At 56.3% G+C, this 15,867-nt stretch carries 6 protein-coding genes; 4 read left to right on the top strand and 2 right to left on the bottom strand.

Translation table 11 applies throughout. From position 1 onward, the window contains the following. Positions 1-608, bottom strand: a 608-nt coding sequence (locus tag OHL23_RS28090; protein ID WP_263355407.1) for an efflux RND transporter permease subunit, incomplete at its 3' end; no start/stop codon positions are given. 34 nt (positions 609-642) lie between these two features. Beyond that, positions 643-1,875: an efflux RND transporter periplasmic adaptor subunit gene (locus OHL23_RS28085; RefSeq protein ID WP_263355406.1), complete on the bottom strand. Its 1,233-nt coding sequence runs from the start codon at positions 1,873-1,875 to the stop codon at positions 643-645. Positions 1,876-2,436: 561 nt separating this feature from the next. Between OHL23_RS28085 and OHL23_RS28080 the strand changes: the two genes are divergently transcribed. The 4 genes from OHL23_RS28080 to OHL23_RS28065 all read left to right on the top strand — a co-directional run bounded on the left by OHL23_RS28080 (position 2,437) and on the right by OHL23_RS28065 (position 15,866). After that, positions 2,437-4,515 (top strand): sigma 54-interacting transcriptional regulator, encoded by a 2,079-nt coding sequence (locus OHL23_RS28080; protein ID WP_263355405.1) that lies wholly within the window; start codon positions 2,437-2,439, stop codon positions 4,513-4,515. A gap of 767 nt (positions 4,516-5,282) precedes the next feature. Further along, positions 5,283-12,500, top strand: a complete 7,218-nt coding sequence (locus OHL23_RS28075; protein WP_263355404.1) for an FG-GAP-like repeat-containing protein — start codon at positions 5,283-5,285, stop codon at positions 12,498-12,500. A gap of 394 nt (positions 12,501-12,894) precedes the next feature. Further along, positions 12,895-13,872, top strand: a complete 978-nt coding sequence (locus OHL23_RS28070; RefSeq protein WP_263355403.1) for a zinc-dependent alcohol dehydrogenase family protein — start codon at positions 12,895-12,897, stop codon at positions 13,870-13,872. Between the two features lie 551 nt (positions 13,873-14,423). Beyond that, positions 14,424-15,866 (top strand): extracellular solute-binding protein, encoded by a 1,443-nt coding sequence (locus OHL23_RS28065; protein WP_263355402.1) that lies wholly within the window; start codon positions 14,424-14,426, stop codon positions 15,864-15,866. Position 15,867: the final 1 nt, after the last annotated feature.

The raw sequence follows: 15,867 nt of genomic DNA, 5'->3' as shown, positions 1-15,867 counted from the left end.
GTAATGGTGATGCCAAGCTTCGCCAACTGGTCGGGCTTCACCCACAGCCTCATGGCGTACTGGCCGGAGCCGAAGATCTGGGTTTGGCCAACGCCGTACAAGCGCGCGACTGGATCGTTGAGGTTGATGTAGGCGTAGTTGGCCAGATAGTTCGAATCATGCGTACTATTCGGCGCATACAGTGCGATCAGCATCAGCGGAGCCGTGGTCGATTTCTTAAGACTGACCCCGTAGCTGTTCACCGAAGGCGGGAGCTGCCCCGTTGCCAGTTGCTCGCGCGATTGTGTGAGCAGCAAGTCTGTGTTGGGATCAGTTTTCAGATCGAAATCAACCAGCAACGTCGTTTGCTGGTTGGCGGTGGCGTTTAAGGAGTACATGTAGGACATGTTGTCCACGCCGTTGACTTGCTGCTCGATAGGAACCGCGACCGCATCCTCCAGCGTCTTGGCATCAGCGCCCGGGTAGGTGGCTTGTAACCTGATCTCAGGTGGCGCGATGTTCGGGAACTGCGCTGTCGGCAGGGTCGCGATCGTGACTGCACCGACGATGACCATCAGGATCGCGATAACGATCGCTACAATGGGTCGTTTGATAAAGAATTTGGACATGATTCCTTTCCTTTGCGTGTTAAGGCCTCAGCGTTCACTCGACGTCGCTCTTAAATGGCTTGGTTCGCACCGTCATTCCCGGCTTGAGATTTTGCTGGCCTTCGACGACCACGTGCTCACCAGCCTTTAGGCCTCCCCGGATGACCCACATTGTCCCGGTGCGCTCTCCGACTTGCACGGGACGCATGCTGACCCGGTTGTCCTTATCCACAACAGCGACAAGATAGCTGCCCTGCTGCTCGTTGACAGCGGCCTGGGGAATCAACGTGGCATTCTGCTGCTTCCGGACCATGGCGTGGACTTTGCCGTACTGCCCGGGGCGCAGAATGTTTCCGGGATTTGGAAAGAGTGCGGCGAGCTGTATGGCTCCGGTGTTCTGATTCACCTGCCGATCGGCGAAGTAGAAGTCGCCTTCCTTGGGATAGGTGGTTCCATCAGCAAGGATGAGTTGCAGCTTCCACCGATCTTTGTCTGAGTTTGACAACCGTTTCTGCAGAGCGAGGTAATCTTGTTCGCTGACGGTGAAATAGTCTCGGATCGGATCGAGGGTGGAAACGGTAGTAAGTGACCCACTGCTGGTGCTGACCAGGTCACCAACCTGAGCCTGTGCGATGCCGGCGATGCCATCGATCGGAGAAATGACGCGAGTGAAACCGAGGTTGATACTGGCGGTCTCGACTGCGGCTTGGTTGGCCTGAATTTGAGCCTTCGCAGAAACAATGGCTGCTTCGGCGGCCTGTACCTGCGCCTGATTTGCTAGGTCTGTCTGCGTCGCGTTATCGAAATCCTGCTTGCTGACCGCATCAACCTTTGCAAGAGGACCGTACTTCTCTACATCAAGCTGACTCTTGAGCTGATTCGCCTTAGCTGTCGCAAGCTGCGCCTGGTTCTGAATCAGTTGCGCCCGAGCCTGGGCAAGCTGGCCCTTTGCTTGGTCGAGTGCTGCCTGAAATGGACGGGGATCGATCTCAAAGAGGAGTTGCCCCTTCTTGACGTAGGAACCCTCTTTGTATTTCCGCGTAAGCAAATAGCCGGTGACCTGCGCCTTGACGTCAGCATTCACCTGTCCGGCGAGAGTCCCAATCCATTCTCCATAAACGGGCACGTCCTTCTGTTCGACGGTGGCGACCTCTACTAGAGGCGATGACGGCGGTTGCACTGAGGCCTTGGCACCCGAGTGAACAACTAGATTCAAAAGGATGGCCCCAACGACAGCTCCTATTGCCCATGCCACGTGTTTTGGTTTCAGAACGGACTTGATCTTCATTTGCTGCTCTCCTGTTGCCGAGATGTTTTCCTGCGAGGAACCTTTTTCCGCCTTGACTGCGCCCCGGCACCTTCGCAAGGCTGAGAAATGAGATCCCCTATGAGGGCAGTCATCCAAACGCCTTCCACGAGGAGACAGGCTGCCGATCGATGAAAGGCTGCGAGAAGATCGCGCCCTGCGTTATCGACCGATGTCAGCTGTCTCAAATCGATTTCGATCTTTAGGTCTGGTCGCAGCGAAGCGCGCCAGGCTTTTTCTGTTTCGGCGACCCACGGGCCCTCGAGCTTGCCCGCGAGTTCAAGCCTGCATACCTCGCCATCTTCGTGAATCGTGATGCGTAACATATCGTCGCCAACATGTATGGCACGGAGCGTGCCAAAGCGACAGATCTGCTAAATGCAAGAAACGTCACGAATTGATCGGGAGGGAAAGATGCGGTGTGCCAGGAATCCGCTGGCAGCGCGCCGGAAAACGGGCAGATGCCAGGGAGAGATTGCTGATTTACTCTTGCTTGAATCCCACTGACACCGTTCGCAATCTAACGGACACGGTACTCCCCGTATGCCAGCATCGCATGACTCACAACCGACCGTTCTCAGCGAAGGCCTTGCTTCGCGATACGAGGCGCTCGCCCGCATTGCGGAATTGATCCGGTATCATCCCGAGGAAAAGGTCTTATTCCAGACCTGCGCTAGCGAACTGCATCAAGTGGTTGCATTCGATGGTCTAAGTTGGTTCGATCCGGCAGCCAATTGGGTCCAGTGGCATCTTCTCGAGCCTTATAACAGTGCGATTGAGGCACTTGCCGTCAGAAATATTCCGAAAGAAGAGACGGTCGCATGGTGGGTATACCAGCATCAGCAGCCCGCAGTGATTCCGTTCATCGATCGCGAGACGAGTTTTCCGCTTGTGATCGAGCGGTTCTCAACGTTGGGACTTCGTTCGCTCTGTGCGCTTCCCCTGAGCACGGCGCACCGAAAGCTCGGAAGCCTTGTGTTTGCCAGCCACCTCGATGACGCTTACTCCAAAGAAGATCAACAGTTCTTATCCATGGTTGCGAATCAAATCGCAGTTGCACTGGACGATGCTCGTGCCCAGGCCAGATTGCGATTACTCCTCGACATAACCAATCGGATTGCGACCAAGCTGGACCTGCGCGACCTGCTTCGCGAGATTGTCGGGAGTATCAGACACTTTATGCAATGCGACGGCGTCGGTGTGGCTCTGCCCGATCCGGAAGATGGCGAACTACGCCGCTATGCCGTGGATCATGCCGAATTCCAAGAGATGTCCGTCGGTCCCGCCTCCGAGCGGGCCAAGACTGTCTTCCGGACCGGCAAGCCACTGATCGCCGCCAAAGAAGAGGTTGCCGCTGATCCCCAGGGCGCGATGACGAACATGTCACTCTGCCTTTACCCTCTGATAGTCCGCGAACGTGTGCTCGGCGTATTGGGTTTTGGCACTTCGCGCGAGAATGCCTTCACCGAAGATGATCTTTCCTTCCTTAGTCAGGTTGCCAATCAAATTGCGCTGGCCGTTGAGAATTCTCTTGCATATGGGCAAGTTTCCGAACTCAGGGACAAGCTCACGCGGGAAAATGTCTATCTTGAATCCGAGATCCGCAGCGAACTTTATTTCGAAGAGATTGTCGGAAATAGCGAGCCCCTTCGCCGCGTACTGCAAGAAATCGAGATTGTGGCGCCTGCCGATTCCACTGTGCTCATTTATGGAGAGACCGGCACCGGAAAAGAGTTAATCGCTCGGGCGCTGCATAATCTTAGCTCCAGGAAGTCGAACGCCTTTGTGAAGCTCAATTGTGCGGCGATTCCTACGGGGCTACTCGAGAGCGAGCTGTTCGGCCACGAAAAGGGTGCGTTTACCGGCGCCATCACGCAGCGGGTCGGCCGCTTCGAACTGGCGAATCGCGGGACCATATTCCTGGATGAGGTCGGCGAAATCCCGCTGGAGTTGCAGCCAAAACTCTTGCGAGTGCTCCAGGAGCGCGAGTTTGAGCGGCTCGGCAGCACGAGAACCGTGCGCACCGATGCACGGTTGATCGCCGCGACGAATCGCGATCTTAAGACCATGGTCGAGGGGCAGAGATTCCGCTCTGATTTGTATTATCGGCTAAATGTCTTTCCCATCCGAGTGCCGTCATTGCGGGAGCGAAAGGAAGATATCCCTCAATTGGTCCGCCACTTTGTCAAGGAATTCAGCCGCCGGAATCAGCGGGTGATCGACACCATTCCGTCTGAAACCATGCAGGCGCTGGTCCGCTATCACTGGCCAGGTAATATTCGAGAGCTTCAAAATGTGATTGAGCGGGCTGTCATTATCTCGCGAGGCCCTGTGCTGAATGTCGCCCTGACAGAACTCACTCCGGATGTGGCTTCGACTTCAGCTCCTGTAATCACTGCCGCCAAATCGGCGTCCCATGAGAGCCTTCAGGAGATGTTGAAAGAGACGGAGCGGAATCAGATTCTGCGTGCTCTGGAAGATGCGAATGGAGTCGTTGCAGGCCCAAGCGGAGCCGCGGCGCTCCTTGGAGTGAAGCGTTCGACGCTTCAGCTCAGAATGCAGAAGCTTGGCATCCGGCTCTCGCGAACTGCCGTTGACGATCGGAAACAAACACCGAGATAAGCAAAGCAGGCGAACGATGCCGTTCAGAACGTCCGCCGACATTTTCTCGCGTTCCTCACAGTCTCGATCGGCAAATAAGATTTGCGTCTATTGGCGCGATGGCATTTGGCCAACTTTCTAGCAGATTCATTTCTGATGCGGGGTTTCCCTTATAGGCTTCGATTTCCGATCCACAAAGAGCTTGGTCTTACACGACGCCGCACAGAGCTGATCGGATTGTTTCCTTCAAAAAGCTCACTGCGGATATAGTGCGCGTAGAGGGCGCTCAGGTAGTCCTGGCCTTTGCTTTGGATGCCAGTGCGAGATCAAGTCCACACAGCCATTTCTTGCAGGCCACAGCCTTGATATTATTGAGCGCCACATTCCCAATTCAAAAGGATGTGGTTTCGGAAATGGGCTTCGTAGTTCCGAATCGTCGTTGACAACCGATCAACGTCAGGATCACAGAGTTCGTGAACCTGAAAGTGATCCCAGGCCTCAGTCATCGACGCGCACCCGATCTTCTGAACATTGCCTTCGGTGTTAATTTCGGTCCGAGGATTATCGACTCACAACCGCCATTTCCTGAAGTCTGATTACCAATGTGTTGCCGATGGTAGTACCGCAAGCCTTTCATTGCAGTGGTAAACTACTGCAGAATCACAAAACAACGAGAGCCTTCTGGAGTTTGCGACGAATGAAACTCTATCGGGATCATTATCGGCAGGTCGCTGCGAATCGAACACAAAACGGCGAACTGCGCTCTTCTCTGATTGGAGTGTATTTTCATGTCTGCTGGGCCTTGGTCTGTAGCTCTTTCGATTCTCAATGCCGCTTTGAGATTATTTAGACTCTCCGTTCGATTCATCAATTGTTCATGTCTGGCGCTCCTGCTGCTCCTGGCCGGCGATGCGGCGAATGCACAGGCGCAAATCCAGACTCTGAGCCATCATGTCCGCAGCGAAGTTCTCAGCGGCAAGGCAGCGCTCGTTGGGCCGCTCGCGCCCGATCAGCAGTTGAACCTCTCCATCGTGTTGCCCTTGCGCAATCAGGAGCAGTTGACTAGCTTGCTGGGGCGCCTGTACAACCCGTCGAGTCCGGACTACCGGAAATTTCTCACTGTGCAAGAATTCGCCGGCCAATTCGGCGCCACTGATGCGGATTACCAGGCTGTGGTCTCCTTTGCGCAAGCAAACGGTCTGACGGTTACTGGGAGTCACGCGAACCGGCTCGTCGTTCCCGTCACGGGTACGGTTGCGCAGATCAACCAGACTTTTAACGTGAGGATGAATCTCTATCAGCATCCGGCGGAGAATCGAACGTTTTATTCGCCGGATCGCGAACCATCGCTCGCATTGGACATACCGGTTGCCCACATCGCGGGGCTGAACAACTTTTCGAAACCGCAGTCGATGCTAGTGCCGGGACAGAACGTGGCGCCGACCGCCGACGTTACGGGCTCCGGTCCCGGCGGTTCCTATCTGGGCAGCGACATGCGCGCGGCCTATTACGGCGATACGAAGCTCACGGGCACCGGGCAGGCGGTGGGCATTTTCGAATTTGATGGCTACTTCCTCAGCGATGTGAATTTAACCTTCAGCAATGCGGGCCAATCCAATAGCGTGCCGATCAACAACGTGCTGCTCGACGGCGTAACCGGAAACCCGACGGAGGGCGACGACGGTGAGCAGGTCCTGGATATTGTTCAGGCAATTGGCATGGCGCCGGGACTCAGCCAAGTGCGCGTCTACATCGGAAACAACGATGTCGACATTCTCAGTTCGATGGCTTCAGAGAACATTGCCAAACAGTTGAGTTGTTCGTGGGGTTGGCGGCCGGACGACCCTGCGACGGACGACGTGTTCTTCCAGGAGTTTGCCGCGCAGGGACAGGAATTCTTCGCGGCTTCCGGAGACAACGGAGCGTTTGATGCCTCCATTTCCCCTTTTTTTTATCCCGGAGAAGATGCTTACGTAACGGCAGTGGGCGGAACACACTTGACCACTACCGGAGCTGGAGGCGTCTGGGCTTCGGAGACGGCATGGAACTCCACGGAACCGGGAACTCCCTACGTATTTGGTAGTGGCGGCGGCATCAGCCCCGACAATATTCCGATTCCGAGCTGGCAGAGCGGACTTGCCACTGGGTCGAATGGCGGCTCCACTACTTTGCGTAATGTACCCGACGTCGCGATGGAAGGTGACTTCGACAACTACATGTGTTCGATGGGGTCATGCTTCGGCGATGGCGCGGGGACCAGTTTTGCTGCTCCGCGCTGGGCTGGGTTCATGGCGCTAATCAATCAGCAGGCACTAGAGGCGGGCAATGCGCCGGCGGGAGGTCTGGGATTCATCAATCCGGCGATCTATTCAATCGGTACGGGTTCCAGCTACAACAGCGACTTACACGACATCACTGCGGGGAATAACGACACTCAGGGCCAGCCCACGTGGTTCAACGCCGTTACAGGATATGACCTTGTTACTGGTTGGGGAAGCGCCAACGGGCAGGCCTTGATCGATGCCTTGGCCGGACCGCAAGTGCCAGGCTTCTGGATGTCGTCTTCGATGGCGAATGTGTCGGTCAACCAGGGTACGTCCAGTACTACAACCATAACGGTCACTGACGCAGGCGGTTTCTCGGGCCACGTGACGCTGGCAGTTACTTCAGCGCTGCCCACGGGAGTGACCGCATCGTGGGGCACGAATCCGACCTCAGGTAGCAGCGTCCTGACGCTGACTGCCAGCGGCACTGCTCCTGCAGGAACGGCGACACTGACAATCACTGGAACCTCGGGAAGCCTCAAGCAGACAACGAATGTTTCTGTCAGCGTGCATGCGCCGACATTCACACTCACTGCTTCTCCCAGCACGGTGAGTCTGAACGAGGGCGGCTCTGCCACGCCGACAATTACAATGACGCCGGAATATGGCTTTACCGGAAGTGTGAAGCTCTCCGTGTCAGGTCTGCCGAGCGGGGTTACTGCTTCGTGGGGCACTAACCCCACATCAGGGACCAGCGTGTTGACCTTGAATGCGACGAGCAGCGCAATCCCAGGACCCGCTACGCTGACGCTCACCGGAACATCTGGCAGCCTGACCGTGACGTCGACAATTTCCTTAACGGTCTATGCGCCCAGCTTTACCCTATCAAGCACCGGCTCCATAAATATCGGTCTAGGTAGTTCCGACAGCGGCTACGTGTTCGTGAACGATCAAAACGGTTTCACGGGTACGGTGAAGCTTTCGATTTCGGGTTTGCCGGCAGGCGTCACCGCTTCGTTCTCACCGAATCCCTCAACGGGTAATAGCATGCTCACATTGAGCGCCAGCAGTTCCGCGAGCGTGGGTACGAGCACGCTGACGATCACCGGGACCTCGGGCACCCTCACGTCGACGACAACAGTGACACTGGGCGTCTTCACGCCGACCTTCACCTTATCAGGGGGAGGGAGTGTTGCAGTGGGCCAGGGAAACAGCACGTCGACCTACATCTACGTCAATCCGCAATACGGATTCTCAGGCAGTGTCACACTTGCTGTCTCCGGCTTGCCTGCAGGCGTGACTGCGCTCTGGAATCCTAACCCCACAACGGGGAGCAGCCAACTCTCGTTCGCAGCCAGCAGCACGGCAACACCTGGGCAGTACCAGCTTACAATCACCGGAACTTCGGGCTCACAGAGCGCAAAAACAACATTGACTCTGGGCGTCTACGTACCGACGTTCACCCTCTCGGGCGGGGGTCTGAACATCGGCCAGGGAACCTCGGGTACGACTTATATTTACGTGAATCCCGAATATGGATTCACAGGGAGTGTCAACCTTGCGGTCTCGGGACTCCCCAGCGGCGTGACCGCATCCTTCTCTCCCAATCCAACGACATCGACCGGCACCTTAACGTTGACCGCAAGCAGCACAGCCACGCTCGGACAGTACACGCTGACCATTACCGGAAAATCCGGTACGCAGACAGCGACCACTACTGTCTCGCTCGGCGTCTATGTTCCTAGTTTCACGCTTCTCAGCGAGGGCTCATTGAATATCGGCCAAGGCACATCGAGCACGGCATGGGTCGATATCTTTTCTCAATATGGATTTAATAGCGGTGTCACCTTCTCCGTTTCAGGCCTACCCAGCGGTGTCACCGCGTCCTTTTCTCCGAACCCGACGACCGGAGTACAGAGCACCCTGACCTTGACCGCGAGCAGTACGGCCGCGCTCGGGCAGTACACGTTGACCATCACCGGAACATCCGGCTCGCATACTGCCTCGACACCACTCACCCTCGGTGTCTACACTCCGACATTCACGCTAGGCGGAGGCGGGACCGTAAGTGTCGGGCAGGGAAGTTCGGGAACGTCCTATTTTTATATATCTCCCGAATACGGATTCAGTGGCAGTGTGAGCCTGGCCGCTTCGGGTTTACCCAGCGGTGTGTCAGCATCCTTTTCTCCGAATCCCACAACCGGGACATCGAGCACGCTTACGGTGACTGCAAGTAACTCCGCCCCGACTGGGCAGTACACGGTGACCATTACCGGCACCTCAGGAACCCAGACAGCATCCACCATATTGACGCTGGCGATCAGTGCGCAAAGCTTTACGATTGCTGATTATCCGGGCAGCGTGAGCATGAACGAGGGAGCTACCTCAACCTCCAACATTTCGATCAGCCCACAATACGGATTTACCGGAAATGTCACACTGTCTGCATCGGGCCTGCCCAGCGGCGTGACCGCATCCTTCTCTCCGAACCCTGCAACCACCGGCAGCACGTTGACGCTGACAGCAAGCAGCAGTGCCATGCCTGGGAACGCAACCGTGACGATAACCGGCACATCGGGAAGCCTAACCGCGAGCACAGGTATTGCGTTGACGATCAATTCACCTGGATTCACGCTCTCCGACGCTCCAAGTCAGGTGAACATTCTTCCGGGAGCATCTGGAGAATCAACGGTGCTTATCGCACCTCTGAATGGATTCAGCGGAAATGTCAGTCTGTCCGTTACAGGTTTGCCCACCGGCGTGACCGCTTCCTTCTCTCCAAATCCAGCTTCGCTGAACAGCACTCTCACTTTGACGGCAAGCAGCAATGCCAGCGCGGGCACCGCGACAGCAACCGTGACTGGTACATCAGGTGCTTTGACCGCGACAGCCCCGCTAATTGTTACCGTGCGCAATGCCTCCGCTGCGACCTCTACCTCTCTTACACTCACCTCGTCGGGCAAAGCTATAACGACCGTTGCCGCGGGCACACCGGTGACACTGACTGCTGCAGTGAACGCTGGGTCCACGACCTTAACGCAAGGACAGATCAATTTTTGCGACGCAACCGCAACCTCATGCGCTGGCATTCATCTTCTGGGCAGCGCGCAATTGACCAGTTCAGGCACAGCCGCTCTGACGTTTATCCCTGGAATGGGAAGCCACAGCTACAAAGCCGTCTTTGCCGGAACAAATGCAAATGCGATCAGTTCCTCGGCGGAGTCCAATTTGACGGTGACGACGTCGGTGGCTACAACGACCACGATTACTAAAAGCGGCAGTCCGGGGACCTACACATTGACAGCAACGGTGACTGGACAAGGCTTGCTTGCGCCCACGGGCACAGTGTCTTTCCAGGACACATCGAATGGGGATGCTTCCGTCGGCAGCACGGCTCTGGGCGGAAGCAAGAGCACCGTGACCTGGCTGAATACGCAAACGCTTGCAACCGGGCCGTATCCGCTCGCAATGGCGGCAGGCGACTTTAACGGAGACGGAATCCTTGATCTTGCGATGGTGGTCCAGAACTCGGACACTTTGACCATTCTCATGGGGAAGGGGGATGGGACATTCTCAGCGGCGCAATCAAATCCACCAGCTGGCGAGTACCCCTATTCAGTGGCAGTCGGAGACTTCAACATGGATGGGAAGGTCGACCTGGCAATCGCGAACGCTGCTAGCGATAATATGACGATTCTGCTGGGGAATGGCGACGGAACATTCACCGCTTCTCCGACCAGCCTACAAACGGGAGTCGCTCCAGGATCGATCGCGGTGGCCGACTTCAACCACGATGGAATTCCGGATATTGCTGTCGCGAACTCCGGGAGCAACACAGTCACGATTCTGCTGGGCAATGGGGATGGCTCCTTCACCCCATCGGCTTTGTCGCCACAAACAGGCATCGATCCTAGATCGATGATGTCTGCGGACTTCAACAGCGATGGTATACCCGATCTTGCCGTAGCTAACGAAGGGTCCAACACGGTCACGGTCTTGCTCGGCAACGGAGATGGGACATTCGTTCCCACCGCAAGTCCGGCTACCGGCCCTTACCCCTTTGGATTGGCGATCGGAGACCTCAACGGGGACGGTATACCTGATCTGGCAGTTGCCAACGAGACCAGCAATAACGTGACTGTTCTGTTGGGCAATGGCGACGGAACTTTTACCGCTGCCTCCGCCTCTCCTGTGGCAGGCGATCAACCTATGTCCCTCGCTGTCGGAGATTTCAACGGAGACGGTATATCTGACCTGGCCGTCGCCAACTATTTCGGCAATAACGTGACGGTCCTGTTGGGCAATGGCGACGGCACATTTACGTCTGGAGCAATTCCCGCAACGGGAGCCGAACCGTATGCATTGGTAGTCGGGGATTTCAACGGTGACGGCATTCCCGATCTCGCCACAGCGAACTATTACGGCAATTCAGCCACTATCCTTGCTGCACAATTGACACACACCGTCACCGCAGTCGCAACGGGCATTTCCCCTCTCGGCTCCGGAACGCACAACGTTGAGGCAAGCTATCCCGGAGACAGCGACTACAAGTCCAGTCTCTCTACCACGGTTCCACTAACCGCAGATTATGTAACGCCCACTATCGTGATGACTCCTTCTCCATCGAACATCACGACGGCAACTGCATTCACCGTTGCAGTCACTGTCAATGGCGGGAACGGCAACCCCACTCCAACCGGCTCTGTGACACTCGCGAGCGCTACCTACAACCAGCAACAAACGCTATCGGCGGGCTCGACAACCTTCAGCCTTACTGCTGGAACCCTGCCTGTTGGGAGCGACACGCTAACCGCGACCTATACTCCGGACGCTTCAGGCGCCATCACCTACACGAGTGCAACACAGTCCGCCACGATCACGGTCTCGGCCCAGATCGGCTCGGTAGCTCCCACAGTCACAGTAACGCCCTCGTCCGCCAACATCACCAACACGGAAAGCGACATCGTGAAGATCTCGATCGCAGGAGCTTCCGGACAAGCAACGCCGACCGGAATCGTCATTCTGTCGAGCGGCTCCTATAGCGCCCCCCAAACTCTGTCAGGCGGCTCGGCCAGCTTCACTATCGCGCCGGGAACGTTAAACAGTGGCGCCAACACATTGACGGCAGCCTACTCCGGCGACAGCACCTACGCGGCTGCGAATGGGACCGCGTCGATCACCGTTTCCCCGGTTGTGGTTACTTTGCCCACACCATCTCCTGTTTCGCCCGGAAACACCGCAACTGCGACGGCCACCTTTATGGCGGGCAACAACTACTCAGGCACGATGAACCTGACCTGCACGTTGACCGCTTCGCCAAGCGGTGCGCAGAGCCTACCAACGTGCACACTCAATCCAACGAGCATCACCCTCCAGACCGCTGGCACTGCGACCACAACGTTCAGTGTGAGCACAACAGCAGCGTCGAGCGCGTCTCTCGCTCTACCAAAGCGAATGAATGTCTGGGGTCTCGGCTCCGGCGGTTCGGCGCTGGCTCTTGTCGCGGTGTTTGGGGTCTCCTCGCGCCGCCGTCGCTGGTTGTCAATGCTGGTTCTCCTCAGCCTGACCGTTGTTGCGGCAGGAGTCATCGGCTGCGGAGGCGGCAGCGGAAGCGGTTCATCGAGTCAGAGCCTAGGAACGCCAGCTACTACGGCCGGCAACTACACGTTTACTGTGACCGGAGTGGATTCGTCTAACGCTAAAATCACGACCTCGGTGAACGTTACGATCGCCGTGCAATAGCTTTTGTGCGCAGACGAATGGCCGAAGCCGAGAGGAGGGCACGGAACAGACTTGCGGGAGATGCAGAGGTGGTGCCATGTCCACCTTCACTGGGAAATCTAATGCCAACTTGATCCGGCCTGCTGACACCCACTTGCGACGGGTTGCGCGTAAACAGATGGGTAGGGCCATCGATATGGACACGATACTCGACCTGATCGACAGGTCTATGATTTTCTTGCCAATTGTCGGTCATGCCCACTGAGTCCCAGCGGGCAGTCGGGTATCGTGGCGGTGGCATTTCGAGGTCTCGGCACCGAGTCTTGGAACGTCTCAAGCGCGTTCTCCGCAGTTCAATAAAGATACACAGGTGCTAAACCTGTAACCTCCTCATGTTCAAAGAAGGAGCGCGACAATGAAAATCTATAAGGTGGAACAGCCTGATGGAGACTTTCTCGAAGCGGTAGCGCCGGACCCGATTGCGAAGGCTGGCGAGGTTCTCGTTCGAATTCATGCAAGCGGCGTTAACCCTCTGGACATCAAAATACGGGCTGGCCAAGCTGCTCATGCCAGGCAGCCACTACCCGCCGTGCTCGGTCTCGATATGGCTGGTGTAGTGGAAGAAGTCGGAGAAGGAGTAACCGAATTCAAGCGTGACCATGAAGTCTTTGGCATGACGGGCGGAGTGGGAGGCCTACAGGGTTCTCTCGCTGAGCTTGTTGCCGCCGACGCCAGGTTACTCGCGCATAAACCGTCGAAACTCTCGATGCGGGAGGCCGCGGCTCTTCCGCTCAGTACGATCACGGCCTGGGAAGGCCTGGTTGATCGCGCCGGAGTCCATGCGGGGCAAAAGGTTTTGATTCACGCTGGTGCAGGCGGTGTAGGGCATATCGCAGTACAAATTGCGAAAGCCCGTGGAGCGGAGGTCTTCGCTACTGTGTCCGCGGATAAGACCGAGATCGCGACGGGGTTTGGCGCAACTCCTATCGACTATAAAGCTCTTTCACTGGCGGAGTACCTTGCAAAATATACCGACGGTGCGGGCTTCGACGTTGTCTACGACACGGTCGGCGGCAAGACGCTGGACGATTCTTTCGCTGCCGTTCGCCGTTACACCGGTCACGTGCTGAGCTGCCTCGGCTGGGGTACGCACGCTCTCGCTCCGCTGTCCTTCCGAGGAGCAACGTATTCCGGCGTGTTCACGCTGTTGCCGCTCATCACAGGTGAAGGCCGCCAGCATCACGGGGAGATTTTGGCTGCAGCCGCAAAGATGGCCGATGAGGGAAAGCTCAAACCCCTTCTTGCGGCCGAGCGCTTCAACGCTTCAATGATTGGCCAGGCGCATGCACTCGTTGCCTCGGGCTCCTTGGGCAAGGTGGTCATTGAGCTCTAAGACAGTGCCCGTTTCTGTTGCTCTGACCCGAGCCGCAGGAACGAGTCAGTAGGTAACGAAAAACACCGCAGGAGGCAATATCAATCCTAGCGGGAGAAGTACATGAGGCCAATGCCTGTAAGCTTTGTGATAAACGCGACTGGAACTTGACCCGAAGAGCCTGACGATCCGACGGAGCAGAGTTGCAGCTTACGTTGACGGCGTGGAACTCTGGATTTGCGTGATATCAAATCGTCTCGCGAAGTATGTTGCGCCCAACCGCACCGATGCATGCTATCGAGAGATTTTGGCGCTGCTGAGAGACTGTTCCAGTGCGATGCTCCAGTGATATTGTCATTTGCGCCAATAGATATCATTTTCAAGCATCTTTGCGCCCGCCGTGTACCAAGATCTGGCTCGGACGCCCTCACCATTTTATCCACGGAGGACGCGAACACGTTTGATAGAGTGATCGCGACCAATTTGCGCTAACAAACTGTTTGACAATCTGGGAACACAGGTACATCGTGGAGGTGCCTGTAGTAGAGATCAAAAACCTCGTAGGTTGTTCAATGGGTCTTACGATCGATATGTGGAAAGCTTCAGGGCCGCGTTCGACGAAGGCCGCCGGGGCCGTATGTACTTTCCTTTTTTCCCTGATTCTTTTTGGACAGCGTCCAGTTTCCAAGGAGCCTGCGGCGGTCACGTTCGTAGATCCAGAGTGGTCGCACGACCTAACCGATCATACTGTGGTTGCAGACGACAGGTTGAAGGATTTCACGCAGGAGACAGGAATTAGCGTCAAGCATCTGCCGACCCCAGAGACCACGCTGGACCAGTTAGACCTGGTCAGGAAGCTACTTAGTCAGGGGAGTTCTACCCCGGACGTGTCTGGTGTCGATGTGATCTGGCCCGGAGTTTTGAGCGATGAACTGATGGACCTGAAGCCGTATCTGGCGACAGAACTCTCTTCGATCAACGCCGATGTCGCCGCCAGTTACACGGTCAAAGGGAAGCTTGTCGCGGTGCCTTATCATTCCGATATCGGAGTGCTGTTTTACCGAAGGGATTTGCTTCGAAGGTATGGGTACTCCGCGCCGCCCCGTACGTGGGACGAACTCGAGCAAATGGCCGTAAAGATCCAGAACGGCGAGCGCGCCAGAGGCCAAAAAAACTTCTGGGGATTTATATGGCCGGGAGCGGCAGGTGAAGGCTTGACCTGTAACGCCCTGGAATGGCAGATCTCTGAAGGCGGGGGACGCGTCATCGAAACCGACGGCAGAATCAGCGTAAATAATCCGGATGCTATCCGCAGCTGGCAACGCGCAGCGCATTGGATAGGCTGGATCTCGCCGCCCAGCGTGACTTCTCTTCAGGAATGGGATGCCATCGAAGACTTTTACCATCGAGACACAGCAGCTTTTTTTCGTGGGTGGGCGCGGACTTATCTGCTCAGTGTCCGAGATATTCCGTCGATTCGAGACAAGATCGGAATTACGAGCATTCCTGCGGGAAAGAACGCGCAAGCGGCGACTTTGGGCGGTTTTGGGCTGGGAATTTCGCGATCATCAAGGCACAGTGCCGAGGCACTGCAGCTGATCCGATTTTTGATCCATCGGGAGATCGAAATCGAAGAAGCACGCGCCGACTACGAGTCACGGAACTGGCCGGAGTTGTATGATCCGACCGCAATCCTGCGAGCAAGACCAGGTTCCGTAGACACTGGGAAACACCAGGTGAGCGGCGTAGTCGCTCGACCTTCCACAGTTGCAGGAGAGAAATACGAAGAGGTTTCGCGAGCTTATATTCAGGCAGTGCGCTCCGTTTTGCTGGGACAGAGCAAGGCGCCAGAGGCTGCGGCATCGTTGGAACAACAATTGGTGCAGATCACCGACCTCAAGCCGGGACCGCCGAGCCGAAATCGCATTCCAAAGGATAAGAGTCCAGGAAAGGTTTCCGGGTCGCGGCCAGCTGGTGGTTCGACTGGTGCCTCACCGCACCAATACCTGGATTAGA

The organism is Acidicapsa acidisoli, assembly GCF_025685625.1.
Classification (GTDB): domain Bacteria; phylum Acidobacteriota; class Terriglobia; order Terriglobales; family Acidobacteriaceae; genus Acidicapsa; species Acidicapsa acidisoli.
This window is presented reverse-complemented; position numbering and strand designations above follow the sequence as displayed.

What these genes read in the sequence shown, in the direction of transcription:
- OHL23_RS28075 (WP_263355404.1), top strand. Translation starts at nt 5,283, where the DNA reads ATGTCTGCTGGGCCTTGGTCTGTAGCTCTTTCGATTCTCAATGCCGCT.
- OHL23_RS28080 (WP_263355405.1), top strand. Translation starts at nt 2,437, where the DNA reads ATGCCAGCATCGCATGACTCACAACCGACCGTTCTCAGCGAAGGCCTT.
- OHL23_RS28065 (WP_263355402.1), top strand. Translation starts at nt 14,424, where the DNA reads ATGGGTCTTACGATCGATATGTGGAAAGCTTCAGGGCCGCGTTCGACG.
- OHL23_RS28085 (WP_263355406.1), bottom strand. Translation starts at nt 1,875, where the DNA reads ATGAAGATCAAGTCCGTTCTGAAACCAAAACACGTGGCATGGGCAATA.
- OHL23_RS28070 (WP_263355403.1), top strand. Translation starts at nt 12,895, where the DNA reads ATGAAAATCTATAAGGTGGAACAGCCTGATGGAGACTTTCTCGAAGCG.